Annotated in this window: 23 protein-coding genes; 21 read left to right on the top strand and 2 right to left on the bottom strand. The window is 57.4% G+C overall.

What is annotated here, in order from left to right:
- Nucleotides 1–400 precede the first annotated feature (400 nt).
- From ileS to C1711_RS01885, 4 genes are all read left to right on the top strand, one after another.
- On the top strand, nucleotides 401–3,208 hold the full coding sequence (ileS, locus tag C1711_RS01900) for an isoleucine--tRNA ligase (protein WP_102337544.1): 2,808 nt from the start codon (nucleotides 401–403) through the stop codon (nucleotides 3,206–3,208).
- Nucleotides 3,208–3,834 (top strand): signal peptidase II, encoded by a 627-nt coding sequence (gene lspA / locus C1711_RS01895; RefSeq protein ID WP_102337543.1) that lies wholly within the window; start codon nucleotides 3,208–3,210, stop codon nucleotides 3,832–3,834. Before ileS ends, lspA begins: the two co-directional genes overlap by 1 nt.
- Entirely contained in the window at nucleotides 3,834–4,850 is a 1,017-nt protein-coding gene (locus C1711_RS01890; RefSeq protein WP_102337542.1) for an RluA family pseudouridine synthase, read from the top strand. Before lspA ends, C1711_RS01890 begins: the two co-directional genes overlap by 1 nt.
- A 137-nt stretch (nucleotides 4,851–4,987) precedes the next feature.
- Complete coding sequence (locus tag C1711_RS01885) at nucleotides 4,988–6,262, top strand: glycosyltransferase family 2 protein (protein WP_102337541.1); 1,275 nt, start codon at nucleotides 4,988–4,990, stop codon at nucleotides 6,260–6,262.
- 144 nt (nucleotides 6,263–6,406) lie between these two features.
- Here the strand turns inward: C1711_RS01885 and C1711_RS01880 are convergent, their stop codons facing one another.
- A complete protein-coding gene (locus C1711_RS01880; RefSeq protein ID WP_102337540.1) occupies nucleotides 6,407–6,793 on the bottom strand; it encodes a hypothetical protein in 387 nt (128 codons plus the stop codon).
- Between the two features lie 113 nt (nucleotides 6,794–6,906).
- Between C1711_RS01880 and C1711_RS01875 the strand changes: the two genes are divergently transcribed.
- From C1711_RS01875 to C1711_RS01810, 14 genes are all read left to right on the top strand, one after another.
- Nucleotides 6,907–7,368 (top strand): prepilin peptidase, encoded by a 462-nt coding sequence (locus C1711_RS01875; RefSeq protein WP_102337539.1) that lies wholly within the window; start codon nucleotides 6,907–6,909, stop codon nucleotides 7,366–7,368.
- A 67-nt stretch (nucleotides 7,369–7,435) separates the two neighbouring features.
- Nucleotides 7,436–8,689: a deoxyguanosinetriphosphate triphosphohydrolase family protein gene (locus C1711_RS01870; RefSeq protein WP_102337538.1), complete on the top strand. Its 1,254-nt coding sequence runs from the start codon at nucleotides 7,436–7,438 to the stop codon at nucleotides 8,687–8,689.
- Nucleotides 8,690–8,725: 36 nt separating this feature from the next.
- Complete coding sequence (locus C1711_RS01865; RefSeq protein WP_102337537.1) at nucleotides 8,726–10,072, top strand: replication-associated recombination protein A; 1,347 nt, start codon at nucleotides 8,726–8,728, stop codon at nucleotides 10,070–10,072.
- 94 nt (nucleotides 10,073–10,166) lie between these two features.
- Nucleotides 10,167–10,733, top strand: a complete 567-nt coding sequence (locus C1711_RS01860; protein WP_102337536.1) for a hypothetical protein — start codon at nucleotides 10,167–10,169, stop codon at nucleotides 10,731–10,733.
- The gene (locus C1711_RS01855; RefSeq protein WP_102337535.1) at nucleotides 10,726–11,112 is read left to right on the top strand and encodes an ATP-binding protein; all 387 of its coding nucleotides are present in this window, start codon (nucleotides 10,726–10,728) and stop codon (nucleotides 11,110–11,112) included. The genes C1711_RS01860 and C1711_RS01855 overlap by 8 nt, the downstream gene beginning before the upstream one ends.
- The gene (locus C1711_RS01850) at nucleotides 11,102–11,887 is read left to right on the top strand and encodes a SigB/SigF/SigG family RNA polymerase sigma factor (RefSeq protein ID WP_102337534.1); all 786 of its coding nucleotides are present in this window, start codon (nucleotides 11,102–11,104) and stop codon (nucleotides 11,885–11,887) included. Before C1711_RS01855 ends, C1711_RS01850 begins: the two co-directional genes overlap by 11 nt.
- Nucleotides 11,888–11,922: 35 nt before the next feature.
- Nucleotides 11,923–13,335, top strand: a complete 1,413-nt coding sequence (locus tag C1711_RS01845) for an AI-2E family transporter (protein WP_102337533.1) — start codon at nucleotides 11,923–11,925, stop codon at nucleotides 13,333–13,335.
- 66 nt (nucleotides 13,336–13,401) lie between these two features.
- Complete coding sequence (gene alaS / locus C1711_RS01840; protein ID WP_102337532.1) at nucleotides 13,402–16,062, top strand: alanine--tRNA ligase; 2,661 nt, start codon at nucleotides 13,402–13,404, stop codon at nucleotides 16,060–16,062.
- Between the two features lie 10 nt (nucleotides 16,063–16,072).
- Nucleotides 16,073–16,501, top strand: coding sequence for a Holliday junction resolvase RuvX (gene ruvX, locus C1711_RS01835; RefSeq protein ID WP_102337531.1), 429 nt, complete (start codon nucleotides 16,073–16,075; stop codon nucleotides 16,499–16,501).
- Nucleotides 16,494–17,897 (top strand): endolytic transglycosylase MltG, encoded by a 1,404-nt coding sequence (mltG, locus tag C1711_RS01830; protein WP_234346172.1) that lies wholly within the window; start codon nucleotides 16,494–16,496, stop codon nucleotides 17,895–17,897. The genes ruvX and mltG overlap by 8 nt, the downstream gene beginning before the upstream one ends.
- Nucleotides 17,898–17,900: 3 nt before the next feature.
- Nucleotides 17,901–18,398, top strand: a complete 498-nt coding sequence (locus C1711_RS01825; RefSeq protein ID WP_102337529.1) for a YqeG family HAD IIIA-type phosphatase — start codon at nucleotides 17,901–17,903, stop codon at nucleotides 18,396–18,398.
- Nucleotides 18,399–18,404: 6 nt separating this feature from the next.
- Nucleotides 18,405–18,938, top strand: coding sequence for a shikimate kinase (locus C1711_RS01820; RefSeq protein WP_102337528.1), 534 nt, complete (start codon nucleotides 18,405–18,407; stop codon nucleotides 18,936–18,938).
- On the top strand, nucleotides 18,935–20,044 hold the full coding sequence (locus C1711_RS01815; protein ID WP_102337527.1) for a dehydroquinate synthase/iron-containing alcohol dehydrogenase family protein: 1,110 nt from the start codon (nucleotides 18,935–18,937) through the stop codon (nucleotides 20,042–20,044). Before C1711_RS01820 ends, C1711_RS01815 begins: the two co-directional genes overlap by 4 nt.
- A gap of 46 nt (nucleotides 20,045–20,090) precedes the next feature.
- Complete coding sequence (locus tag C1711_RS01810) at nucleotides 20,091–21,221, top strand: M24 family metallopeptidase (RefSeq protein ID WP_102337526.1); 1,131 nt, start codon at nucleotides 20,091–20,093, stop codon at nucleotides 21,219–21,221.
- A 334-nt stretch (nucleotides 21,222–21,555) separates the two neighbouring features.
- Here C1711_RS01810 and C1711_RS01805 read toward each other — a convergent pair whose 3' ends face one another.
- The gene (locus C1711_RS01805) at nucleotides 21,556–21,804 is read right to left on the bottom strand and encodes a hypothetical protein (RefSeq protein WP_102337525.1); all 249 of its coding nucleotides are present in this window, start codon (nucleotides 21,802–21,804) and stop codon (nucleotides 21,556–21,558) included.
- A 170-nt stretch (nucleotides 21,805–21,974) separates the two neighbouring features.
- Between C1711_RS01805 and C1711_RS01800 the strand changes: the two genes are divergently transcribed.
- The 3 genes from C1711_RS01800 to efp all read left to right on the top strand — a co-directional run bounded on the left by C1711_RS01800 (nucleotide 21,975) and on the right by efp (nucleotide 24,766).
- The gene (locus tag C1711_RS01800) at nucleotides 21,975–22,490 is read left to right on the top strand and encodes a hypothetical protein (protein ID WP_102337524.1); all 516 of its coding nucleotides are present in this window, start codon (nucleotides 21,975–21,977) and stop codon (nucleotides 22,488–22,490) included.
- Between the two features lie 18 nt (nucleotides 22,491–22,508).
- Nucleotides 22,509–24,092: a LuxR C-terminal-related transcriptional regulator gene (locus tag C1711_RS01795; RefSeq protein WP_102337523.1), complete on the top strand. Its 1,584-nt coding sequence runs from the start codon at nucleotides 22,509–22,511 to the stop codon at nucleotides 24,090–24,092.
- 110 nt (nucleotides 24,093–24,202) lie between these two features.
- On the top strand, nucleotides 24,203–24,766 hold the full coding sequence (efp, locus tag C1711_RS01790; protein WP_102337522.1) for an elongation factor P: 564 nt from the start codon (nucleotides 24,203–24,205) through the stop codon (nucleotides 24,764–24,766).
- The last annotated feature ends 28 nt before the right edge of the window (nucleotides 24,767–24,794 follow it).

Below are 24,794 nucleotides of genomic sequence, written 5' to 3'. Positions count from 1 at the left end.
GGAAGCTGAGAACCGAGCGCGTGTGGCCGAGTTGAAAATCACCCCGGAGCCGCGGTCCGAACGATTGTCTTGCCGCATGTGAAGGAGCAGGCGTCCGCCTTGTTTCGTGCACGCAATCAAGATGGTTCAGTAGATGCCGCCGGGATGGTCGTCGTTACGGACCAGCCGAGTAACGGGGGAGTGCGCAGCCAGGCGCACGAGCCTAAGCTGGGTGGTATAGCGAAACGCTTCGCGCGCAAGCAGGCTGTGAAAATCACAGCGTCCAACTGCTCAAACGCAATTCTCAAGGCGCTTCGTCCCAGCTTGTAAGGGACGGGCGCTTTTTTCATGTCGTGACGGGGTGTCATGATGTACTGCATGCATCTCGACGTGAAGTGCCCACAACAAGAAGGGGGTATTCGTGGCAAACGAGTACAAGCAGACGATGAATCTGCCCAAAACCAAGTTCCCCATGCGCGCCGCTTTGGCGCAGCGTGAGCCGGAACGCCTCAAGCGCTGGCAGCAAAATCACGTCTATGAGCTCATGCTCAAAAAGAACGCCGGCAAGAAGGGCAAATTCGTTTTGCACGATGGTCCTCCGTATGCCAACGGCCCCATCCATCTGGGCCACGCGATGAACAAGATCGCCAAGGATATGATCAACCGCTACAAGGCCATGCAGGGCTTTGAGACTCCGTACGTTCCCGGTTGGGACTGCCACGGCCAGCCGATCGAGCACAAGGTTGAGGAGAAGCTCGGCACCGAGAAGTTCAACCAGACCTCCACGGCTGAAATTCGCGAGCTGTGTAACGAGTTTGCTGTTGAGAACATCGACCTGCAGCGTGCGGGTTTCAAGCGCCTGGGCGTGCTGGGTGATTGGGACAACCCGTACCTCACGCTGTATCACCAGCATGATGCCGCCGACATCGAGGTCTTCAAGGCGATGTTCGACAAGGGCATGGTCTATCGCGGCCACAAGCCCGTGCACTGGTGCAAGCACTGCCACACGGCGCTTGCCGAGGCGGAGATCGAGTATGGTGACGAGACAAGCCCGTCGATTTACGTGCGCTTTGAGCTCACGAGCAAACCTGCCGGTCTTGAGTCCTTCGACGGTCCGGTTGACTTCGTGATCTGGACTACGACCCCGTGGACCATCCCCTCCGACCAGGCGGTCTCGCTCAAGCCCGAGGCCATCTACACCGCTATCGAGCACGACGGCCGCGCCGAGATCATGCTCAAGGACCTGGCGGAGAAGGTCTGCGGCATCGCGGGCTGGGATTGCACGCCGGTCATGGTCGGCGGCAAGCCGTACGAGGTCCCTGCGGAGACCTTCGATCACCTGCACTACAAGCAGCCCATTTTCGATGGTATCGAGGGTGTGGCGCTGCTCGCCGATTACGTCGGCACCGAAGACGGTACCGGTATCGTTCACAATTCGCCTGGTCACGGTGTGGACGACTACTATGTCTGCCTTAAGGAGGGCATGGATATTTGCATGCCCGTCGACGATGACGGTCGCTTCTACACCGGCACCGAGTTCGGTACGGGCGGTCCGTTCTCTGGTATGGATACCGACGAGGCCAACCCGCACATCATTCAGTTCCTGCGCGACCGCGGCATGCTCGTTGCCGAAGTCAAGATCACGCACAGCTATCCGCATTGCTGGCGCTGCAAGCACCCGGTGCTCTTCCGCGCAACCGACCAATGGTTTGTTTCCATGGACAAGACCGGTCTGCGCGAGCAGGCGCTCGATCAGGTGCGCAACCACGTGAAGTGGTATCCCGCACATGCCTCCAATCGCATTGGCGCCATGGTGGAGCAGCGTCCCGACTGGTGCATTTCGCGTCAGCGCAATTGGGGCGTGCCGATTCCGAGCTATACCTGCGCCGACTGCGGCGAGAAGGTTATGAACGACGCGACCCTCGATGCGGTTATCGCCCTGTTCCACGAGAAGGGCTCCGATGCCTGGTTCACCGATGCCCCCGAGGACTATCTGGGTGAGGCCTGCGTGTGCCCCAAGTGCGGTGGCCACCATCTCAAGGCCGACCGTGACATCCTCGACGTGTGGTGGGATTCCGGCGTTTCCTGGAAGGCCGTGTGCGAGTATCGCGACGAACTCGAGTATCCGGCGGACGTGTACCTTGAGGGTTCCGACCAGCATCGCGGATGGTTCCAGTCCTCGCTGCTTACTTCCGTGGGCGCGAATGGTGTCGCTCCGTACAAGGCAGTTGTGTCCCAGGGCTTCACGCTCGATGGACAGGGTCGCAAGATGTCCAAATCGCTGGGTAACGTCATCGACCCCAACAAGATCTGCGACGAGATGGGTGCCGACATCGTGCGCCTTTGGGTCGCTTCGGTTGACACGTCGACCGACGTCGCCTGCGATCACGAGATCCTCGCCCGTACGGCCGATGCCTATCGTCGCTTCCGCAACACGCTGCGCTTCCTGCTCTCCGTGCTTGAGGGTCAGTTCGAGCCCAGCACCGACGGCGTTGCTTTCGACGACCTCATGCCGCTCGACAAGCTCATGCTTGCGCGCCTCACGCAGGTTCAGGCCGAGGTTGACGATGCTTATGCGGCCTTCGAGTTCAACCGCGCCTACCGCACGCTCTACGACTTTGTGGTAACTGAGCTTTCCAACGTGTATCTCGATGCGCTTAAAGATCGCCTGTACTGCGAGAAGAGCGATTCGCTCGAGCGCCGATCCGCCCAGACCGTCGTGGCAGAGCTGCTTTCCATGCTCATGCGCGATTTGCAGCCTATCCTTGCCTACACGGTGGACGAGGCTATGGAGTACGCTCCTGCGGGCTGCCGCGACAATCAGGAATACGCGGCGCTGCTTGATTGGTACCAGGCCCCCATCACACTTGAGCAGGCCAACGAGTACCGTCCGGTGCTCGAGGCTGCGCTTGAGCTACGCGGTGTGGTGACCAAGGCGATCGAGGATGCACGTGCTGCCGGTACCTTCACCAAGAGCCAGCAGGTACGCGTCGAGGCCGTTGTTCCGGCAGAGGCTTATGCCCTGCTGACCGGCGAGTACGCCGTCGATCTTGCCGAGTTCTACATCGTGAGTGAGGTCGCGCTTGCCGAGGGCGACGCGTATGCTGCTACGGTTGAGGCCGCGCATGGTGAAGCATGCGACCGTTGCTGGAACTACCGTGAGAGCACGGGAGTTCATGGCGAGCACGCCCATATTTGCGACCGTTGCGCTCAGGCGCTCGACGCGTAATGGCTACCGAGTTGAATAACAAGAACAAGCCAGAGGTGGATTTCGATCCGCCTTTGGCGTGGCGTGTGCCCGTGGCGCTCATCGTGAGCGTCACGGTGTTCGCGCTTGATTACATTTCTAAGGTCTATGTGCGCAACACGTTGGCAGCGACGGGGGAGAACATCCCGTTCATCCCCGGTGTGCTGAGCTTTCGCTTTGTCGCCAATATCGGTGCCGCTTTCAGCATGGGCGAGGGCATGGGAATCCTCTTTGCCCTGTTCGCCTTCGTTGTAGTGGCTTCTATCGTTGTGTATCTATTGCGCAGCAAGCAGCTCTCGCGCGTCGAAGTTTTCGGGTTGTCGCTGGTTGCCGGTGGAGCGCTGGGAAACGCACTTGATCGCGTGATGCTCGGCTACGTCGTTGACTTCATCGCGACCGATTTCATCTCGTTCCCGGTGTTCAATGTGGCGGACATCGGCGTTACCTGTGGTGTGGCACTTGCCTTTGTGGGCTTCATGTTCCTTTCGCCTGCAGCGAAGGTCGATGCGGGTGCTGAGCTCGATGCGCGTGACAAGCGTGCCGCTGCTCGCCGTGCCGAGCGTCGTGCCGAGCGTGTGCGCAAACGTACGAACAAGGACGGAAAATAATGGCGGGCGAGCTGCATATCGTGGTGCCAGCTGAACGGGCGGGCGAGCGTCTCGATGCTTTTTTGGGTACGCTCGAAGCCTGTCCGTCTCGTTCTGCCTGCGCCAAGTTGATAGAAGCGGGTGCGGTTGTCATCAACGGCGAGACATGCCTGTCAAAAAAGCAGCAGGTGGTCGAGGGCGACCGCATCTCCGTTGAGCTCCCTGAAGTGCGGGAGCCAGGTGCGATTGTGGGCCAGGCGATTCCGCTCGACATTCGCTATGAGGACGACTACCTCATCGTGCTTTCAAAGCAGCGCGGTTTGGTGTGCCATCCCGCGCATGGGCATGAGGACGGAACCCTTGCCAATGCGCTCGTGCATCACTGCGGCATCGAGCACCTTGGAACTGTCCAGGGAGAAGATCGCCCTGGTATCGTGCATCGTTTGGATCGCGACACCTCGGGTTTGATGCTTGCCGCCAAGGATGACGATACACAGCGCGCCTTGCAAAATCTCATTCGCACGCGCACGCTCGATCGTCGCTACATCACGCTGGTCCACGGCGAGATCGTCATGGACGAGGGGACCATCAGCACGGGTATCGCTCGCTCGACGCGCGACCGCGTGAAGATGGCCGTATCGGATGATCCGTTTGCGCGTCAGGCGATCACGACGTTCCGCGTGCTCGAGCGCTTTGAGCCCGCGCGTGGCGACGAAGGTTATACGCTGGTGGAATGCCATCTCTATACGGGTCGTACGCATCAGATCCGCGTGCACATGCGCCATATCCACCATCCGTTGGTGGGTGACCCGTTGTACGGTAAGGGGTCTGAGCACGCGAACCTCGACCTCGATCGCCAGTTCCTGCATTCATGGCGCGTTCAGTTCAAGCATCCGGTTACGGGCGAGCATATCGAGTGTCGTGATGAGTTGCCATGGGATTTGGCCGCGGCGTTGGACGAACTTCACGATCGCTCGCTGGGACGCACTGAAGCCGGCGAGGAAATCATCCCGCAGCTCGGGCTCTTGGAAGACTAGGCATTCATTCGGGTGGCAAGCTGCACATCCGAACGCGTGCGAGCACGCCTCCCTTAGCAGCTGCTTGGAGATTGCGTGCCCGTGCAAGAGATGACGTACACTTATCTGCGGCAGTATCTCACGTTCAGGAGCGTGCTTTGACACCTATCGTTATCTTCAATTCCATTGTCGGCGTGATCTTCACCGTCTGCTTTCTTTATCAGGTCGTTTTCTTTTTCATCGGCCTCATTCGCGGTCAGGTGAAGATCCCCAAGGCCAAGACGCTGCATCGTTATGCGTTCTTCATCGCCGCTCATAACGAGGAAGCGGTCATCGCCAATTTGGTGCGTTCGATCAAGGATCAGGATTACCCTTCCGAGCTCATCGACATCTTCGTGGTTGCCGATGCCTGCACCGACAACACTGCTGCCGAGGCGCGCGAGGCAGGCGCCATCGTGTATGAGCGCAACGACCTTTCGCGCAAGGGCAAAAGCTGGGTCATGGATTACGGTTTCGATCGCATTCTCGAGGAGTATCCGGACCGCTATGAGGGGTTCTTCATCTTCGACGCGGACAACCTGCTCGCGCGCGACTACGTGAGCATCATGAATGATGCCTTTGACCAGGGATATCTAGCCCTGACGAGCTACCGCAATTCCAAAAACTTCGGCAGCAGCTGGATCAGCTCCGCGTATGCCACGTGGTTTATCCGTGAGGCGCGCTATCTCAACAATGCCCGCATGATCTGTGGCACGTCCTGTGCGGTTTCGGGTTCGGGATACTTGGTGTCCTCAAAGATCATCGAGGGCATGCGCGGCTGGGATTTCCACACGCTTACCGAGGATATTCAGTTCGCGACGTTCTGTGCCATTCACGGCGTGCGTATCGGTTATGCCCCTGCGGAGTTCTTCGACGAGCAGCCGTTGACGCTCAAAGCGTCCATCAAGCAGCGCATGCGCTGGACCAAGGGTTTTTACCAGGTGCTTTTCAGCTACGGTAAACACATGCTCACGAGTATCGGCAAATTCAGGCGCTTTGCCGCCTATGACATGCTCATGGTTGTGGGTCCCGCCATGCTGCTGACGCTCATGTGCTTGATGGTGAATGCCACGTTCCTGATCGTCGGCGGCTTCAGCCACGGTTTCCTGGCTACGGATGCAGAGCTCGAACAGACGGCGGCTTCGGTCATTGGGCTGTTCCTGTATATGTATGGAACCTTCTTCGTGATGGGGCTAACCACGACGATTACCGAGTGGAAGCACATTCACTGTCCCAAGAAATGGCGCATCTTCACCAATCTGTTCACGTTCCCCATCTTCATGTTCACGTATATGCCGCTGACGGTTGCTGCGCTCTTCCTCAAGGTCGACTGGGTGCCCACGCCGCATGATGTGTCCGTTACGCTCGATGACGTGTTGAACGGTGCTCAATAACTGGGCGTAAAGCGCGATTAAACGAGCTGGCTGCTGAAATAAAACCTGTCGGTTGCCAAAACATAACCCCGCGTTTGAACGGCGCGGGGTTTAGTCGTTTGCAACGTATGGACGCTGCAGTCTGTGTTTTACAGGTTATCGCTGCTACACGCGTATGTGCGATTCGCCCGTGAGGGAGTCGATGAGCTTCTGCTCGAACTCGTCGAGCTCATCTTCGTAGTAGTCATCGTAATCGTAATCGTCGTAATATGCATCATCGTCATAGTCGTCGTAGTAGTACGCCATATCGGCAGTTGCCTGGAAGACTGAAAACACCAGGAACGTGAGGCCGAGGGCGAGCAACGTGAGGATGCCCAGCACCGAGCCCGTAAGGATATAGGCAAATTTGGACGACGAAGTCTGACAGGCGGTCGATGCGCTCGCGCTTTCGATGACAGCGGGCGTGGCGACGGGTGAGAGGTCCGTTGTACCGTTGCTCGGCTGCTGGGGATTGGACGTGGGGTTGTTATAGTTGAAATCAGGCGCTTCCATGGCGTCTCCTATCGTCTTGAGAACTTGGACCATTATACCCGTCTGCTTAGGTTCGGGCGTTCGGGGGTATCATCCCCAGCATATCGAAACGCAATGGAAGGGCGGGGGAGAGCATGGCGTGGTCGCATATCGTCGAGTTGCTGCAGCCGGTGCTCGGCGTTCTCGTGCTGGCGCACGTTCTTGCCGCCGCGGTTATCGATGCTCGTTCTCGTCGCTTTCCCAATGCGCTTGCCTGCTCGTTTGCCCTGTGCTGCGCCCTGTTCAGCATATCGCTCGGTGGTGTCGAGCATCTGCTGGTTTGCGGTGTTCAGGCTGTCATATGCTGCGCCGCACTCGTCGGTTGTGAGCTCTTGTGGCGGCGCACCCATGATGGGGACACCGGTCTCGGAATGGGGGACATCAAGTTTCTTGCCGCATCTATGTTGATAAGTCCCTTAGGTGCCCTGCTTTCCTTCTCGTTCGGGCTTATGGCGCTGGCGTTAGTCGGTGTTCTTTGGAAAAAGCACTCGCTTCCGTTGTTGCCCTTTGTTGCGAGCTCCATGGCCGTTCTTTTCTTTGTGTCAAACGTTGCGTAGCCTCGCGTGTTTTGTCCGAGCGGTGTGCGAAGATAGCGTTGAAAAAATATCGTGAGGGGACAGGCGTATGACTGACGTGAACAGCGAGCTGCGGGAGCGGTTGCTTTCGATGCCCGATGAGCCTTCTGCCGAGCTGCTTGAGCGCATGAAGGAGAATCGTGCCCGTGGATGGGTCAATCCCTATCGGGCAAGTGACGACACGGCGATTCGCCGTGACGATCGTCCGGGAGACGAGGGGAATATCCTGCGCCCCGCGTACGTGCGCGATGTTGAGAAGATCCTCCATCTTCCCGCGTATAACCGTTACAACGGGAAGACGCAGGTGTTCAGCTTTCGCAGCAACGACGATTTGTCGCGTCGTGGCCTTCACGTGCAGCTCGTTGCCCGCATTGCGCGCGATATCGGTAGCGCCTTGGGTCTCAATTGCGATCTCATCGAGGCGATTGGCCTAGGGCACGATTTGGGGCACACGCCGTTTGGACATGCGGGTGAAAAGCACCTCAACGAAATCCTGTTCGAGCGGACGGGGCGCTCGTTTTTCCACAACGTGCACTCCGTGCGCGTGCTTGACAAGCTCTATGGGCGCAATTTGAGTTTGCAGACGCTCGACGGCGTGCTCTGCCATAACGGTGAGTACGAGCAGCGCATCTTCGAGCTTTCGGGGCTCGATTCATTTGAGTCGTTCGACGAGGTGGTTGAAAACTGTTATCGCAACGATTTCGATTACGTGAAAACGTTGCGTCCCATGACGCTTGAGGGTTGTGTGGTCCGTATCTCGGACATCATCGCTTACGTGGGTCGCGATCGCCAAGATGCCATCGAGGCGGGGTTGCTTTCCGAGGACGCCTTCGATGACGGGTTGGGCGGCGGCTATAACACGTGGATTCTCACCCACGCGTCAATCGACATCGTTGAACACAGCTACGGTAAAAATCGCATTGAAATGAGCGAGGAGCTCTTTGACGAGATCGCCCGTGCCAAACGCGAGAACTACACAAAGATTTACAGCTCAGGTGGCGTGGAAGAAGAGCACGGCGACATGATGGCCCAGGCGTTCCGTCGCATGTACGAGCATTTCTATCACGATCTTGAGCACGGGGATGAGTCGAGCTTCATCTTCCGCCATCACATCGCGCGCATCGAAAAGGCGCTGAGTTATTACGACCGCACGTATGACTGGCAAAGCGACCTCGACCAGACGGTCGTCGATTACATCGCCAGTATGACCGATGGGTATTTCACTGAGCTTGCGACGACGCTTTTCGATGACTTGGAGTTTTTGCAGCGCACGTACATCAAGGCGAATCACGTAGGAGTCTAACCGCAACGCTGGGCATTTTTGCAGATAGAGTAGGATATGGACACCCTTTTTTCGAACAATGAACGCGTGAGGCAGCTTAAGAACGCACCGCTTGCCGTGCGCATGCGCCCCTCTTCGCTTGAGGACTATGTGGGTCAAGAAAAGGCCGTCGGGCCCGGTTCGTGGCTTCGTAACGCCATCGAGCACGATGTGCTTTCAAGTGTGATTCTGTATGGTCCGGCCGGCACGGGGAAAACCACGCTTGCCCATATCATCGCTTCGTCCACAAAAAGCGAGTTCGTCGAGGTCTCCGCCATTACGGGAACTGTCAAAGACCTGCGCCGCGAGATTGAAGAAGCCAAGCATCGCCTTATGATGTTCGACCGTAGGACGATTCTGTTTATTGATGAGATTCACCGATTCTCGCGTTCGCAGCAGGATGCCCTGCTTCATGCGGTGGAAAACCGCACTGTGGTGATGATTGGCGCCACCACTGAGAACCCCTACTTCGAGGTCAACTCGGCGTTGCTTTCGCGCAGCCGTGTGGTCGAGCTCACGCACCTGAGTGATAGCGATGTTGAGAAACTGGTGCGTCGCGCCCTATCCGCACCCGAGGGATTGGCGAATAAGTATGAGGCCTCCGATGAGGTGATCGCTGCCATTTGCACCCTTGCTGCGGGGGATGCCCGTGCCGCACTCACGACGCTCGAGCTTGCGAGCGAGATTGCCCTTACGCGTCCGGTTGATTCCACGGGTGAAGCGCCAGACGAGAACACTGAGCCGCGTGGCGAGGAAGTGCCTCTCGCCATCACACTCGAGGATGTCCGTCAGGCGAATCCGCGTCGTGGGTTATCGTACGACAAATCGGGCGACATGCACTACGACGTCATCTCGGCGTTTATCAAGTCCATGCGCGGTAGCGACCCCGATGCGGCGGTGTATTGGCTCGCCCGCATGATCGATGCGGGGGAGGACCCTAAGTTCATCGCGCGCCGTATCATGATCCAAGCGAGTGAGGACATCGGCAACGCTGATCCCATGGCGTTTTTGATTGCTGAGGCTGCGTTTAAGTCTGCCGAGGTCATCGGGTATCCCGAATGCCGCATCAATTTGGCTCAAGCGGCGATTTACAACGCGTTAGCGCCCAAGTCGAACGCAGCAGAAGCCGCCGTCGACGCTGCGATGGAGGATATCCACACGAGCGGGCAGCGCGAGGTTCCCAGCTATCTGCGCGATCGTCACCGTCCCGGTTCCGATGAATACGGGGAGTACAAGTATCCACACGACTATCCTGAAGGGTGGGTTGAGCAACGCTATCTGCCCGAAGGGTTGGAGCGCGGAGCGTTCTGGAAACCGAGTGGCCGCGGTTGGGAACAGTGGCGTGCGGAGAACAAGCCGCGGTAACGCTCGTTTCGTTTCGGCGTGCGTTGCGGATTGTTTCTTGCGCCAAACGGGTATCATCAGAAGAGCTGTGTATTCAACGTGACCGGAGGCACATATGGAGCCTATACAAATCGCACTTATCGTCCTGGTACTCGCCGGCGCTTGGGCCGTTGTCGAGCTCGCGCTCACCCTGCGCCGCACCCGCGGTGTCGTTGACTCACTCGATAAAACGGTTAGCCAACTCAACGGTACGCTCGAAGAGGCGCGTCCCATGGTCGCCAAGCTCGATGCCGCCATCGACGAGTTGCAGCCCGCCATGGCGCAGATCGAACCTTTGCTTAAGCAGACGAACGTTGCCGTCGAGGCGCTTTCGGCCGACCTGATTGAGGTGAACGGCGTACTGCGCGATGTATCGACGGTGAGCGGTGCTGCGGCAAACACCTCGAATGCGGTGACCGGTCTTGCCGATGCGGCAAGCGAAAAGGTGCAGAAGTTCTTCGGCAAGGGCACCAAGTCTGCGCCCGTGGATGGCTCGCGTACGCTCGAAGAGGCTTCCGGTTCGTCGACGCCCGACGAGCTCGACTTGGATGAACCTCCTGTGCACGATGAGACTGCGAGTGAGCCCCAGCAGCCTCAGCAGTATTACACCTACGGGCAAACCGAGGAGTCGTCTCATGAGTAAAGCTACGCACGTGTCCCTTACGGTTGCCTGTGATCCGCATCTTGCCAGAATTGTGCGTATGACCGCGGCGAATGTCGCCACGCTTTCTTCCATGTCGGTCGAGCGCGTTGAGGATATTCGCATGGCGGCCGAAGAGGCGTTTATCTATGCCTGCGGAACCGCGGCGGGCAGTGACCTCGTTATCGATTTCGATACCGACGAGACGCATCTTGCCATGACGTTTGCGCTCGATGTTCCCGCGTTTGCCGAGCCTTCCGATGATGACCCCACGGCAGCGTATGTCGACCTCATTCTCGGCAGCGTTTGCGACGTGTATGAAAAGCATGAGCAACCCGCTCGTTTGCTGCTTGACGTAAAGGCGGATGTTAATGCCCTCTAAGACCTCGGGAAAAACCGCTTGGGATAAGGAGAAGACGCGCGAACTTTTCAGACGCTATAAGGAAGAGGGCGATACCGACGCCCGCGAAAAGCTCGTGATGTCTCACCTCAATCTGGTGCGGTTTATCGCCAATAAGTTCAAAAATCGCGGTGAGCCCATCGACGACTTGATTCAAGTCGGGTACCTCGGTTTGCTCAAGGCCATCGATCGCTTTGATCCGAGCCGCGGTCTTGAGTTCACGACCTTTGCCACCCCCACCATCATGGGTGAGATCAAGCGCCACTTCCGTGACAAGGGCTGGAGCGTTCGCGTGCCCCGCCGTTTGCAGGAGCTTTCTGCCAAGGTGAATCAGGCTACGGACGCGCTGACCGTGCAGTTGCAGCGCTCGCCTACAATTGAAGAAATCGCCGATTATCTCGATGCAACGGTCGATGAGGTGCTCGAGGCGATGGAGTCCTCTTCCGCTTACAGCTCCGTTTCGCTCGAGGCGCCCTCGGGCATGGAGGACGATGACACACCGTCGGTCATCGATCGCTATGCCACCGAAGATCAGGAGCTTGCCTTCACGGACGATCGCATCGTGATCGAGGAGGCTCTCGCGAGTTTCTCGCCGCGTGAGCGCGAGGTCATCGAGCTGCGCTTCCTTCAGGGCATGACGCAAATCGAGATAGCTGAAAAACTGGGAATCTCTCAAGTGCAGGTTAGCCGTCTGCTGCGTCGAACGCTCAAGAAAATTCAGGAAAAGATCGACCCCGACGGGGTCATGACCGGCTAGAGGGTCCAGTGCCACCCGGTAGATTACGAGGCAGCATGCAACAAGATACGTCGCGCTCAGAGCGCATGGCAAAGATCACATTTCTGAACATTTGGATCGTCATCGGCTTTTTCATCATTGGAGGTTTTGCGCTCCGCGTGATTGGGACGCTGTCGGACGTGTTGTTGTTCCTCTGTGTGGGAGCTATGTCGGCGTTTGTCGCTTCACCTATCGTCAACAGGCTTGAACGCCGTGGCTTTCCGCGCGGCGTTGGCGCGCTTATCGGCTTGGTGGTCGTGCTGGTGGCGCTCGTTTTGTTGTTCGTGCTGGTCATTCCTCTGGTGACGGGTCAGCTCGTCGATTTGGTGAAGGATGCCCCCGGAAAGATCGCTGGTATCGGCACGTGGATTGCCGGACTCGAAAAACAATATGCGATCGTCGAACACCTGAATGACATGGTCAAGTTCGAGGACCTGTTCGCGATGCTTCAGGACATGCTCAATCAGGTGTTCACGGGACTGCTCGCGGCGATCCGCGACGGGCTTGTTCCCATGGTGAACAATGTCGCCTCCGTGCTCTTCACGGTGTTTTTGGGTTTTGTGCTGGCGTATTGGCTGGCTAATGACTATCCGATCATCAACGAGGAGATCTGCCGCGTCCTTCCCGACAACGTCGCCGATGACTACCGCTTGATGATCGCCGTCGTGAGCCGTTCAGTGGGCGGTTACCTGCGTTCTACGCTCATCAACTCGACGATTCAGGGACTGCTGGCATTTTTGGGATTTTTGGTCGTGGGCCATCCGTATGCTGCGACTATGGGCTTGCTTTCGGGTCTTTTGAACATCATCCCCGTGGTCGGTCCCTCCATCTCAGCTGCGATCGCAGTGATAATCGCGCTGTTTTACAGCCCCATCATGGCATTCTGGACGCTGGTTGTGGCCGTGCTTTCCCAAAACGTCACGGACAACGTGATTGCGCCCAAGATCAATCAGTCCACGATGTCGGTGCATCCGGTGCTCTCGCTTACCGCGCTCGTTATTGGCTCGACGTTTGGCGGGGCGATCGGTATGGTCGTTGCTCTGCCGTTGGTCGCTGTCATCAAGTCGCTGTTCATCTTCTACTTCGAGAGTCGTACGGGGGAGCAGATCGTGTCGTATAAAGGTGCACTGTTCCGTGGCACACCCTTCCACGATGCGGACGGCAGGCCCGTGCCCGCCTATGACGCACTAGGGGATGACGCGTTCGTGGCGCACTCGCAGATCCTCGATAACGATTCGATGCCCGATGCGGAAATGGAGCCCAAACCGCAGGCCGATTTGGATAATCCGTGGGCAAAACTCATGGTGCTCGATAATCCGTTTGGCTCTTTTGAGAACCCCTTTGCCTCACATGAACACGATTCTGAGTCTGAAGACTCCGAGAAGGCAGAGAAACCCGAGGAAACCGACACAACACGGAGCGGTCGTTAACGTATAATCGTTGAGTTTAAGAATCGCCCGTAGTGGGCTGCAACTCGACAATCAGGGAGTACCTTCATGGCCGCTGACTATCCAACCATGACGACTGCCGAAATTCGTTCGGCATACCTCAACTTTTTCGTGGAGAAGGGCTGCAAGCTCTACCCGAGTTCCTCACTCGTTCCCGATGACCCCTCGCTGTTGCTCGCAAACGCCGGCATGAACCAGTTCAAGGAGTTCTACCAGGGAAAAAAGACGATGAAGGAGGTCGGTGCATGCTCGTGCCAGAAGTGCGTGCGCACCAACGACATCGACATCATCGGCGCCGATGGCCGTCACGCCTCGTTCTTCGAGATGCTCGGCAACTTCGCTTTTGGCGGCGTGCCCAAGGATCAGGCTTGCGCATGGGCCTACGAGCTCATCACCGAGGTTTTCAAGCTGCCGGCGGAGCGCCTGTACTTCACCGTGTTTACCGACGATGACGAGACCTTTGAGATTTGGCGCAGCCTGGGCGTGCCCGCCGACCATATCTCCCGCTTGGGCGAGGATGACAACTTCTGGGCCGCCGGCCCCACTGGCCCCTGTGGTCCGTGCTCCGAGATTTACTTCGATCAGGGAGAGGAAGTCGGTTGCGGCAAGCCCGACTGCGCTCCCGGCTGCGATTGCGACCGCTTCCTCGAGTTCTGGAACCTGGTCTTTACGCAGTTCGATCGCCAGGAGGACGGCTCCATGCCGGAGCTTCCGCACCGCAACCTCGACACGGGCATGGGCCTCGAGCGCATGGCCGCCATCATGCAGCACAAGAGCTCCTTCTATGACGGTGACGTCATGCAGAGCCTCATCGCCCTGGGTGAGAGCATCTCGGGCAAGAGCTATGTCGAGGACGATTACGTGGGCGCTTCCCGTTCCCTGCGCATCATCGCCGATCACGCGCGCTCGGTTGACTTCCTGATTTCTGACGGCGTGCTTCCGGGCAACGAGGGCCGCGGCTACGTGTTGCGCCGTCTCCTACGTCGCGCAGTGTTCCATGGCCGTTTGCTCGGCATCGAAAAGCCGTTCCTCAGCCAGTTCATCGACGCCGTCAACGAGGTGATGGGCGACGCCTATCCCGGTCTTATCGAGAACGCCGCCCTGGTCAAGGGTATCGTGAGCGCTGAAGAGGATCGCTTCTCCACCACCCTCAACAACGGCCGTGTGTACCTTGATGCGCAGCTCGCAAAGCTTGCCGAGGGCGAGGTTCTCCCCGGTGAGGCCGCCTTTATGCTGCACGACTCCTTTGGTTTCCCCATCGATCTCACCATCGAGATCGCAGAGGGGATGGGCCATGCCGTCGACATCGAGGGCTTTAACGCCAACATGGCCGAGCAGAAGGCGCGCGCTCGCGCCGCTGCCAAGGGCGACGCTTGGGGTTCGTTCAACGACGTGTGGACCGAGCTTTCCGACGAGATCCGTGCGACCGAGTTTGTGGGCTATGACGAGGAAGAGCTCGATGACGCCCAGGTGCTTGCAATCGTCAAGGAAGGGGAGCGCGTCTCGTTTGCGAACGCGGGCGACGAGGTTGAGATCGTGCTTGATCGCACCCCGTTCTACGCCGAGATGGGTGGTCAGCAGGGAGACGCCGGTGCGCTTGCAACTGATGCGGGCGCCGAGGTGATCGTGTCCGACACGCACGCGCATGGTGGCCTATACGGCCACGTTGCCAAGGTGCTTGAGGGCACTTTGACCGTGGGTGATTCCGTGTGCGCCTCCATCGATTTCGAGCGTCGCGCGCTGCTGCGTCGCAACCATACCGCTACGCACCTGCTCGACGCCGCGCTCAAGATGGTTTTGGGCGACCATGTGAATCAGGCTGGCTCGCTCGTTTCCCCGGATCGTTTGCGTTTTGACTTCACGCACTTCGAGGCACTCACCACTGAGCAGCTTGTTCAGATCGAGCATATTGTCAACGATGAGATTTTCGCTGCCGAGCCGGTTATCACCAAGGTCATGGACATCGAAGAGGCAAAGGCCTCCGGTGCCGTGGCGCTCTTCGGCGAGAAGTACGGCGATGTCGTGCGCGTCGTTTCCGCTGGTGAGGGCGACGAGCCCTTCTCGCGTGAGCTGTGCGGCGGCACCCACGTGCGCAATACGGCCGAGATCGGTCTGTTCAAGATCGTTTCCGAGTCCTCCACCGGCTCGAACATCCGCCGTATCGAGGCTGTGACCTCGAAGGGCGCCATCGAGTACCTTGAGAACCGCGCTGCTTTGGTCGACCAGGCCGCGGCAGGTCTCAAGTGCCGTGCCAACGAGGTCCCTGCTCGTATCACTGCGCTCCAGGCGGAGCTCCGTGAGGCGAATCAGAAGCTCAAGAAGACGCTCACCGGCGGTTCTTCCGACGCGATTTCCAGCGCCATCGAGGCTGCGGCCGACATGGGTTCCTACAAGCTCGTGACCGCTGAGCTCGCCGGCCTTGAGGCCGCTGACCTGCGTAACGTATGGGATACCGTGCGTGAGAAGATCGCCGGTCCCGTTGCCGTTGTGTTGGGCACTGTGACTGAGCAGGGCACCCCTGCACTGCTCGCCGCCGCAACTGACGAGGCTGTTGCCGCTGGTTTCCATGCGGGCAATATCATCAAGCAGATTGTCCCCGCGGTAGACGGACGCGGAGGCGGTCGTCCGAACATGGCACAGGCGGGTGGCAAGAACGCCGCTGGTATCGCCGCGGCGCTCGAGGCGGCCAAGGCTGCGCTTTCCGAGTAAGGAACACCTTGTGATCGCCCTTGCCCTTGACATCGGTGGTGCTCGTACCGGTATCGCGGTCTCCGATCGCACCGGGAGCGTGGCGAGTCCCGTCAAGGTGTTGCCCGCAGCCGAGGTCGAGGGCATGGCGCGGTCGTTTCGCATGATTCTCGAGGATTACGAACCCGAGATTTTGGTGTGCGGCTTGCCGCAGACCATGGCGGGGGAGGAAGGTCCCCAAGCCGAGCACATCCGCTCCGTGGCGCAACGCATTGCAGACGCTGCGGGGCTTCCGCTCGCATTTATCGATGAGAGGCTTTCCTCAACCGAGGCAAAACGGATTCTGCGTGCGCAGGGATTGAACGAAAAACAGATGCGCGGCAAGGTCGATATGATCTCCGCCTCGTTGTTCTTGCAGGCATGGCTTGATTCCCAACGTCGAAAGGAAGAGCGTGGCTAACGTCCCCAACGGGCAGCGCCCCACACCTAATCCAAGTCAACGTCCCGCCGGTACTCGGTTCCGTACCGATTCGGATGCAGGTGCTCAAACTCAGGGAGGACAACATGCCTCCGCAAGAGCGAGCAACGTTCGTTCGACTCAGGGACATGGTGCCGCTCCCGCTTCTTCCACCGGGCGTCCCGCCGGCACCCGTTTTGCCAATCAACCTGCGCAAACGCGTCCCGCACAGGACATGGCGCCTTCTCGTGCCGCATCTGCATCTCGCGGCACCGTGCCGTCCCACGGTCGTTCCGCAGCTTCCTCGCATAACGCCGCATCTCCGTATGCCCGTCGTCAGCCGCAAAAGAAGTCGTCGCCTCTTCCCGTCATTTTCGGCGTCGTTATCGCCGTTGCGGTTGTGGCCGCAATCGCGCTATTCGTGTTCCCTGCGCTGTTCGGCGTTCCAGGTGAGGCTCCCAACACCGTCGAACCCGGTCAGGAGGTCACGCTCACCATTCCCGATGGTGCGAGCGGTGATGAGATCGCGTCCATTCTTTCCGAGAATCACGTTATCGAGAATCCCAAGGATTACTATGCCGCGGTGAAAAGGCTCGATGCGGAGATGTCGCTCAAGCCCGGTGCATATGTGTTCTACACAGGACAAGACCCCATCGAAGTCGTCAAGCAGCTTGTGGCAGGTCCCAACGGGGATACGCTCAAACTTGTCGTTCCCGAGGGCAAAACCGTAAAGCAAACGGCTGCTTTGGTGGAAGAGACGTATGGGATTTCCGCAGATGACTTCTTGGCACAGGCGAAGGCCTCGAATTACGTTGAAGATTATCCGTTCCTTGAGGGCGTGAACGACGATTCGCTCGAGGGCTTCCTGTTCCCCAAGACCTATATGTTCAACGGGGACCCCACGTCCGATCAAATCATCCGAGCCATGCTCGATCAGTTCCAGATTGAGGTGTTGAATGTGGTGGATTTTGATTCTGCCCGAGCTGCGCTCAACGAACGCTATGGCCTTGATTTGAGTGTGTATGAGCTCGTCAACTTGGCTTCCATTGTCGAGCGCGAGGGACTGTATGCCGAGCAGCGCGCACACGTGGCCTCGGTGTTCCTCAATCGCCTTGCCGGCAGGGGAGACTTTGCCGGTAGGCCCTACCTGCAAAGCGATGCCACGCTCATGTACGAGACGGGCGGTGCTGTGACGGCAAACGATATCCAGACCATTGAGAGCCCATACAATTCGTACAAGAATCCGGGTTTGCCTCCCACGCCCATCTGCTCCCCATCGCTTGAGGCCATCAACGCAACGCTGAACCCCGCGGACTCCAACGACCTGTACTTCTTCATTACGCAGGAGGAGGAGTACTTCTCCGAAACCTACGACGAACATATGCAATCCTGGAATTAACCTATGAGCAAATTCAGTCCCACTCGTTACATTTCATGTGTTGAACATATCGACCTTGACGCCTTATGGGCGCAAGGCAAGCGCGCGCTGCTTTTTGACCGCGACAACACGTTGGTGCCGCGCGATCGCACGACTGCCCCCGATGCGGTATGCGCATGGATGGATCACGCGCGCGAGCTGGGGTTCAAGCTCATCATGGTTTCGAATAACTGGCACAAGAACCATGTCGCCCGCTCTGCTCGCGAGTTGGGTATGGATTACATCTTCTTTGCTTGCAAACCGTTGCCGTTTGCCATCAACTATGGCCTTGAACGCCTTGGCGCCAAGGCGGATGAGTCGGTCATGATTGGCGATCAGCTGTATACCGATGTGTGGGCGGGCAACTTCGCCGGCGTGGAGACCATTCTGGTCAAACCGCAAACGCACGTTGATATGTGGTACACGCACATCTTCCGCATCTTCGAGCGCCGCGCGTTGGCGCACCTGGAATGCGAGGAGTAGGTCGCTATGGCTGAGCTGGAAAAACGCGGCTGCGACCACGTGTTCTTCGTGGGTTTTCTCGGTGCGGGTAAGTCGACGCTTGCACGCAACCTCGGTCGCATGTTCCGCCGTCGCTACGTCGATACCGACCGACTGGTCGAACGCCGTGCCGGGCAAAGTGTTACCGAGCTGTTCGGAGCCCATGGTGAGGAGCATTTTCGCAGGCTCGAGACTGCCGTGCTTGAGGATTTGAGTTCCGAGAGGAGCTTGCTGGTCTCGTGCGGAGGCGGCATTGTCGAGACGCCCCGTAACATCGAGCTCATGCACCAGATGGGTTACTGTGTCTATCTCGACGGTGACCTGGACGATTCTCTGCGGCAGATTCGTCGTTCCGACACGCGTCCGGATTTCAAAAGCGTGGAACATGCCGCGGGGCTTTTGGAGCATCGCAAGCCCCTGTATGAACAGGCTGCCGATCTTACCGTTGACATTCGCGGCGCATCGTTCACCGATGTGTCGTATACCGTTGCTGAATTGCTTTTGGAGCGTGGTTTGCTATGACGATCCGTCGCCAGCTGCTCAACTTTGGTGGATATACCACGGATTACCGCATGGGATGTGGTGCGCTTGACGAGCTGCCGCGCCTGTTGGGCGGATCGGTGGGAAAGGCATGCCGTGCGTTTTTGCTTTACGGTGCTTCTGAAGATGAATCGCAGGTAGAGTGCGTGCGTCGCGCCCTTATTGACGGTGGTTTCAGCGTATCCGAACTGACTGTCGAAGAGACTCGGGCAACAGCATTCTCGACCGTCGAGCGCGTGTTGCATGCGCTTGCCACGTCGGGAATTACCGGTGAGGACCTGCTCGTGGGCTTCGGCGATGCGAGTGTGTGCTCTTTGGCGAGCTTCTCCTCGCGCATGTGGGCGGGGCGTCTGTCGTGCGCGCTTATTCCAACCACGCTTGACGCCATGATTACGTGTCCCACTGCCGCTGGACCGTTTTCTTTGGATGAAGAGGGCGCTGCTGCTGGTCAGCAGGGCCTCGTGAGCCTCATGCCCGAGGCGACGCTGGTCGTGTGCGACCTTGATTTGGTGCGCACCGCTTCGTTTGAGCGCAACGCTTTGGGCTTTGTACGCATGGTCGCTGCCGCGCTTACGGACAGCCGCCGCGCATGGGAAGGCTTTGAAAAGCGCATCGAGGGTTTGCTCAGCGGCGGGGAGATCGCCTATATCGAGGGCGTTGGCGCGGCTCTTACCGCGCGCCTGAATACCGTGAAGTCCGTGAGCCCAGCTTCGCGCAAGGCGTTCATGTACGGCGAAACCACGGCCCATGCTCTGCGCGCGTGTCTGGGTTCACAGTTCCCCGAGTATCAGCTGCTTGCCGAGGGTCTGCGCTTTGAGGCCCGCATCGCGGTCGATGCGTTCGGCTTCTCCGTCGATTCCATGTTCTTGCAGGACGACTACCTCGAGGACCTCGGTGTTGAAGAGCTGACGTTCGAGCTCGAACCCGAGGTGTTTATCGAAGCGCTCAAGCGCGAACGTTTTCGCGAGGCCAATCGCTTCCAGCTCGCTCTTCCCAAAAATCCGGGCATCATTCGTCTCACAAGTGTTGATGATGAGATACTTGAGCGCCATGCGCGCGCCTTCCTCTCATCGCGCTCGTGTGCGTGATAGGCTGAGTAACAGGACGAACGTCGTATAGAAAGGCAGTATTGCTATGAGTGAAGTTCTTTCCGGACCTGCAGGTCGCATTGCCCGCCTGCGCACCTTCATGGACGAGCGCGGCTATGACGCGGTCGTTGTGCGCGACGAGGCGAATCTTCGCTGGTTGACGGGCGCCATGGGCGTGTTCGACTACACGGGCGAGTACCCGCATGTCGCGTTCATCACTGCCGATGAGTGCTATCTGCACACCGACTCCCGCTACTTCAACACTTTTGAGGAGAACCTGCCCGAGGGACATCCTTGGAAGCTCGATATGTTGGTCATCGACATGCCGCTGTGGGTTGCCGAGCGCGCACGCGACACCAAGAGCCGCGTGATCGCCGTTGAGGACGACATGCAGATCGGCTTCTACCGTGGTATCGAGCGCGGCCTGGAGGATTGCTCCATCTGCGCCAACTTGCCGCTCATGCATGGTGATATCCAGCTCATGCGTGCCATCAAGGACGAGGAGGAGCTCGAGCTCATGCGCCATGCGCAGTCCATCACGGATGCGGCGTTTGCGCACATGTGCGAGTTCATCCGTCCGGGTCTCACCGAGAAGGAGATTCGCTCCGAGCTCGAGAACTTTATGTTCAACAACGGTGCCGATTCCCTGGCGTTTGGCTCCATCGTGGCGAGCGGCCCCAACACCGCCAACCCACATGCCATTCCCTCCGATCGCGTGGTCGAGAAGGGCGACTTCGTGCTCATGGACTACGGCGCGGGCTATCGCGACTATCGCTCCGACATGACCCGTACGGTCGTTTTGGGCGAGCCGAGCGAGAAGCAGCGCGAGCTTTACGACTTGGTGCGCCGTACGCACGAGGAGTGTGTCAAGGCGGTTCACGCGGGCGTTGACGGCCACGATATCCACCTTCTGAGCCAGAAGATCATCGGCGATGCAGGCTATGGTGACTACTATGGCCACGGCCTTGGCCACGGCGTGGGCATCGACATCCATGAGCTGCCGAACTTCGGTCGCAAGAGCAATGTCGTTGAGGCTGGTGCCGTTGTGACGGTCGAGCCCGGTGTGTATCTGCCCGGTGTGGGCGGCGTGCGCCTTGAGGACTACGGCGTGGTGACCGAGGACGGCTTCGAGCCCTTCACCACCTCGACCCACGACCTGGTGGTCATCGACTGCTAGTTTGAGTGGTGCGGGAGCTGCGATTTGATCGCGGTTGGCGCGAACAAACCAAAGGTGCCTGGGGAACTCAGGAAAACACGCCCCCATCTCTTGGATGCAAAGTCGCAAATCCAAGAGATGGGGCTTTTAATGCACAACGGGATAGGGTTTTCGCACAACTTTGGAATTTCTCCAAGTAGAGAGTAAATCAGCGAAAAGAAACCGCAGGTAGAAGTGATGCTCTTTTTCTTAAAACGGCGATCTACTCGGCGGTTAGCCAAAACTGTGCGAAAACCCTACCCCATTGTGCATTCAATGCTTTTCGAATGGGCGCCAAGCATGCAAAAGCCAGTGTTTACGCCGCGATGCCGGATAGATAACAGAAGATGTCGACTACTATGAGCGTTCCAAGCAACGCTGCGGTCACGAAGCGCCTGCGTCGTACGGTTTGCACGAGATACCAGAGCAGACACAGGTCAAACGAGATATGCAACAATGGGCTCACTGATGTAAAGCTGCATGCGCCAAAGAATATGAGCGCCGATAGCGCTGCTCCAATGACCAACTCGATATACATTGCCTTAGGGCTGATTTTCTCGTCCATGTCTTCCTTCACTAGTCGGAAAGTATTTATCAATTATTACACAATATGAATGCAGGAATATAATAGGTTGAACGAATGGCTTGTCATCGTGGGTTTATAACCTCTGATGGCATCTTTTCGATGGGTATACTGATAGGGTTAGTGTTGTTCCCAAGTGGATGGGGGAGGCAATGAGCGCTATCAATGATTCGGCGAGTAGTTCTGTGCAGAAGCGTCACGTACCTTTTTCATGGCGCATCGGTGTTGTGGTTCTTTACGCTCTGATCCTTCTGTCTGCGCTTTTGGCTGCCCATTGGTATGGGGAGCGAACTCGTATCCTTGACGGAGCCACGGCTGGCTATTCGCTGCGCGGAACATACCAGAATCCGAAAGTGCCAGATGGGTCGTGTTTCAGCGCCGCCTTCATGAACGATGGAGTTGCCACCGATGAAGGAGAATGGCAGCTTGTGTTTTACGATGCTGAAGCTCAGCGCCAGTGGGTGAGCGAAGGTACGTATCAAGCAACGATCGATCCCAACGTTTACACCCTGCTTGATGAAGAGGGGCAAGAGGTGGGATCTGCCCATCTGGCCTATGCGACCCAAGAGGGTACAACAGGACGCATCTACATCACCTACGGCGGAGAAACCTATAGCCTGCCAAAAATCAGTTCTCAGCCGGCAATCTACGCTGATTTCTCCTGGTAGTGCGGATACGTGATAGGTATGTTTGAAAAGCGCCTGCATAACAAAGGAGCACGGGCGGTTTCGGTGCTCGGCTATCTGAATGTGCTGCTGACGCTTATATGCGTCTTCGAATTGTTCATATTCTTCTCGCCCCTTTACGGCATTTCTATCGCTCTTTATTTAAGTCTCTCTCCTTGTTTGGTTGGCTTGTTGACCAGTGCACTATTGCTTCCTGTGCGCAAAGCATCTGTATTGAGGGACGCGACAATCATCAAAATAATAGAGCGCGTCACGTTAATTGGTTTTGGTGTGTGTGCTTTGGTGCTCTGCGGGATATGCGCGTTTCGCATTCAACCCGTTGATGTCTCTATGCTTCTTGCAATACAGAGTTTATGTACTATGGCGAGTACGCTTGAGGGTTGGGCTATTTACCTGGTTGTTCGATTTTATTTCGATTCTGTCAATCGTACCGGGCAAACAGAAGGAGTAACCAAGTTCCAGGACTCCAATGACGCCGATTCGGAAGAAGCCCGAGTGATTGCCCCGCTTATTGAGGTCTTGGAACAACGAGGTTTATCTCAGAGGGAATCTGCCGCACTTGCATACACGCTGAATGGATTGACATCGGCGCAGGTGGGGGAGTACATGGAAGTCCAACCGCCGACTATTCGGACCTATTTGCAGCGAGCTTATAAGAAACTGGGCGTTTCTTCTCTGTCTGAGGCGCGCAAACTACTTCGAGATGAGCTGGAGCCCACACTTATTCTTCGTCATCCAAGAGAGGAAGAGTCTCACAACAATCATGGTGCTTCTTCAATGCAATCACTGTTTGTCTTTGTTCGTTTTTGCGGGCTTGGTGTTCTTTTGGGAATGTTTTTTGTTGAAGCTATGACTCCCGGGACGTTCTATCCTTCTGCGGTTTTCGAAATCCCCCTTGCCACTCCGTTGATTGTCGCTTGTGCTTACCTTGTTAGAAGACAAGTTATAAGTGATGGCTTGCTGTCCAACGTTCCCGTATTTGCTTTGCTATCTGTCTTGTGTGCTGCGTTGTTATTGGTGACATCTGTATCGGTGAGCGTGCTGATAACCGCATGTACAAGTGCCGTGTTGATCGCGGCTCATTTTAACAAGCGTATCGCGTGTCCTCGTGTTGTTCTTTGCCTGTGTCGGGGAGTTGCTGCAGGGTTTCTGCTCGGATTGCACCTTGCTTTGTTTGACATATTTGTAGTTATGCATTTTGTTCCAGGTATTGTTGTCGTTGACCGGGAATTGCTTTTGGCATCTCGCGTGTTTGTCTTTAGCGGTTTTGGGCTCACGGCAGTCTCACTGCTCGCATATGGCTTGATGGCAATGAAACCCGTTGATTCAGTTCAGTTTTGTACGGATGCTCGCAATGCGGTTCTTTCATATCTTGTGGGTCGCGGGCTTTCCGAGCTGCAATCTCAGGTAGCTTGGGGCATCTTTGAAGGGAAGACGGGCCCTGAGATTGCTCAAGAGCTTTCATATTCGCTCGGATCGGTTAATGTCGCACGGCGCGAGGCGTATCGACTGCTTCGCGTTCACAGTGCATTCGAGTTGCGCACTCTTATTCAGTCTGATGTTCCCGCAGTTCATGTGGTATGACTAAACTGTGGGAACCTCCACACTGTGGAATCCAGCTGGGTAGAGTGCATGTCATGCGCTTGTGGGTTATACTTCTACAGTTACGCAACAACAACGAGGAAAGGTAAGCCATGGCTTCCATCACTACCGCTGATTTCAAGAACGGCATGGGTCTCAAGATCAAGGACAAGTACTACTCCATCGTCGAGTTCCAGCATGTCAAGCCGGGCAAGGGCGGCGCGTTCGTGCGCTACAAGACCCGCGACCTCAAGACGGGCCGCGTAGTCGAGAACACCTGCAACGCCGGTTCCAAGTTCGAGAGCGTGCAGCTCCTCACCAACGAGATGCAGTACCTCTACAACGACGGTGACAACTACTACTTCATGGACATGGAGACCTACGAGCAGATTCCCGTGTCCCAGGAGTTCATTGGCGACAACGCCAAGTGGCTGCGCGAGAACGACACCTGCCAGCTTCTTTACGCCGACACCGAGCTGCTCGGCGTGAACCCGCCCATGTTCATTGAGGCTGAGGTCATCGAGACCGTTCCCGGCGCCAAGGGCAACACCGTTCAGGGTGCCACCAAGCCTGCCACCATCGACACGGGTGCTCAGGTCATGGTTCCCATGTACCTCAACGAGGGCGAGCGCATCAAGGTCGACACCCGCACCGGCGAGTTCGTTCAGCGCCTCTAATCCCCGGGCACACAATACTCCACGTACC

The sequence above is a fragment of the Collinsella provencensis genome (assembly GCF_900199705.1).
GTDB lineage: Bacteria > Actinomycetota > Coriobacteriia > Coriobacteriales > Coriobacteriaceae > Collinsella > Collinsella provencensis.
Note: the sequence above shows the minus strand (reverse complement) of the source record. Positions and strands in the feature narration are given on the sequence as shown.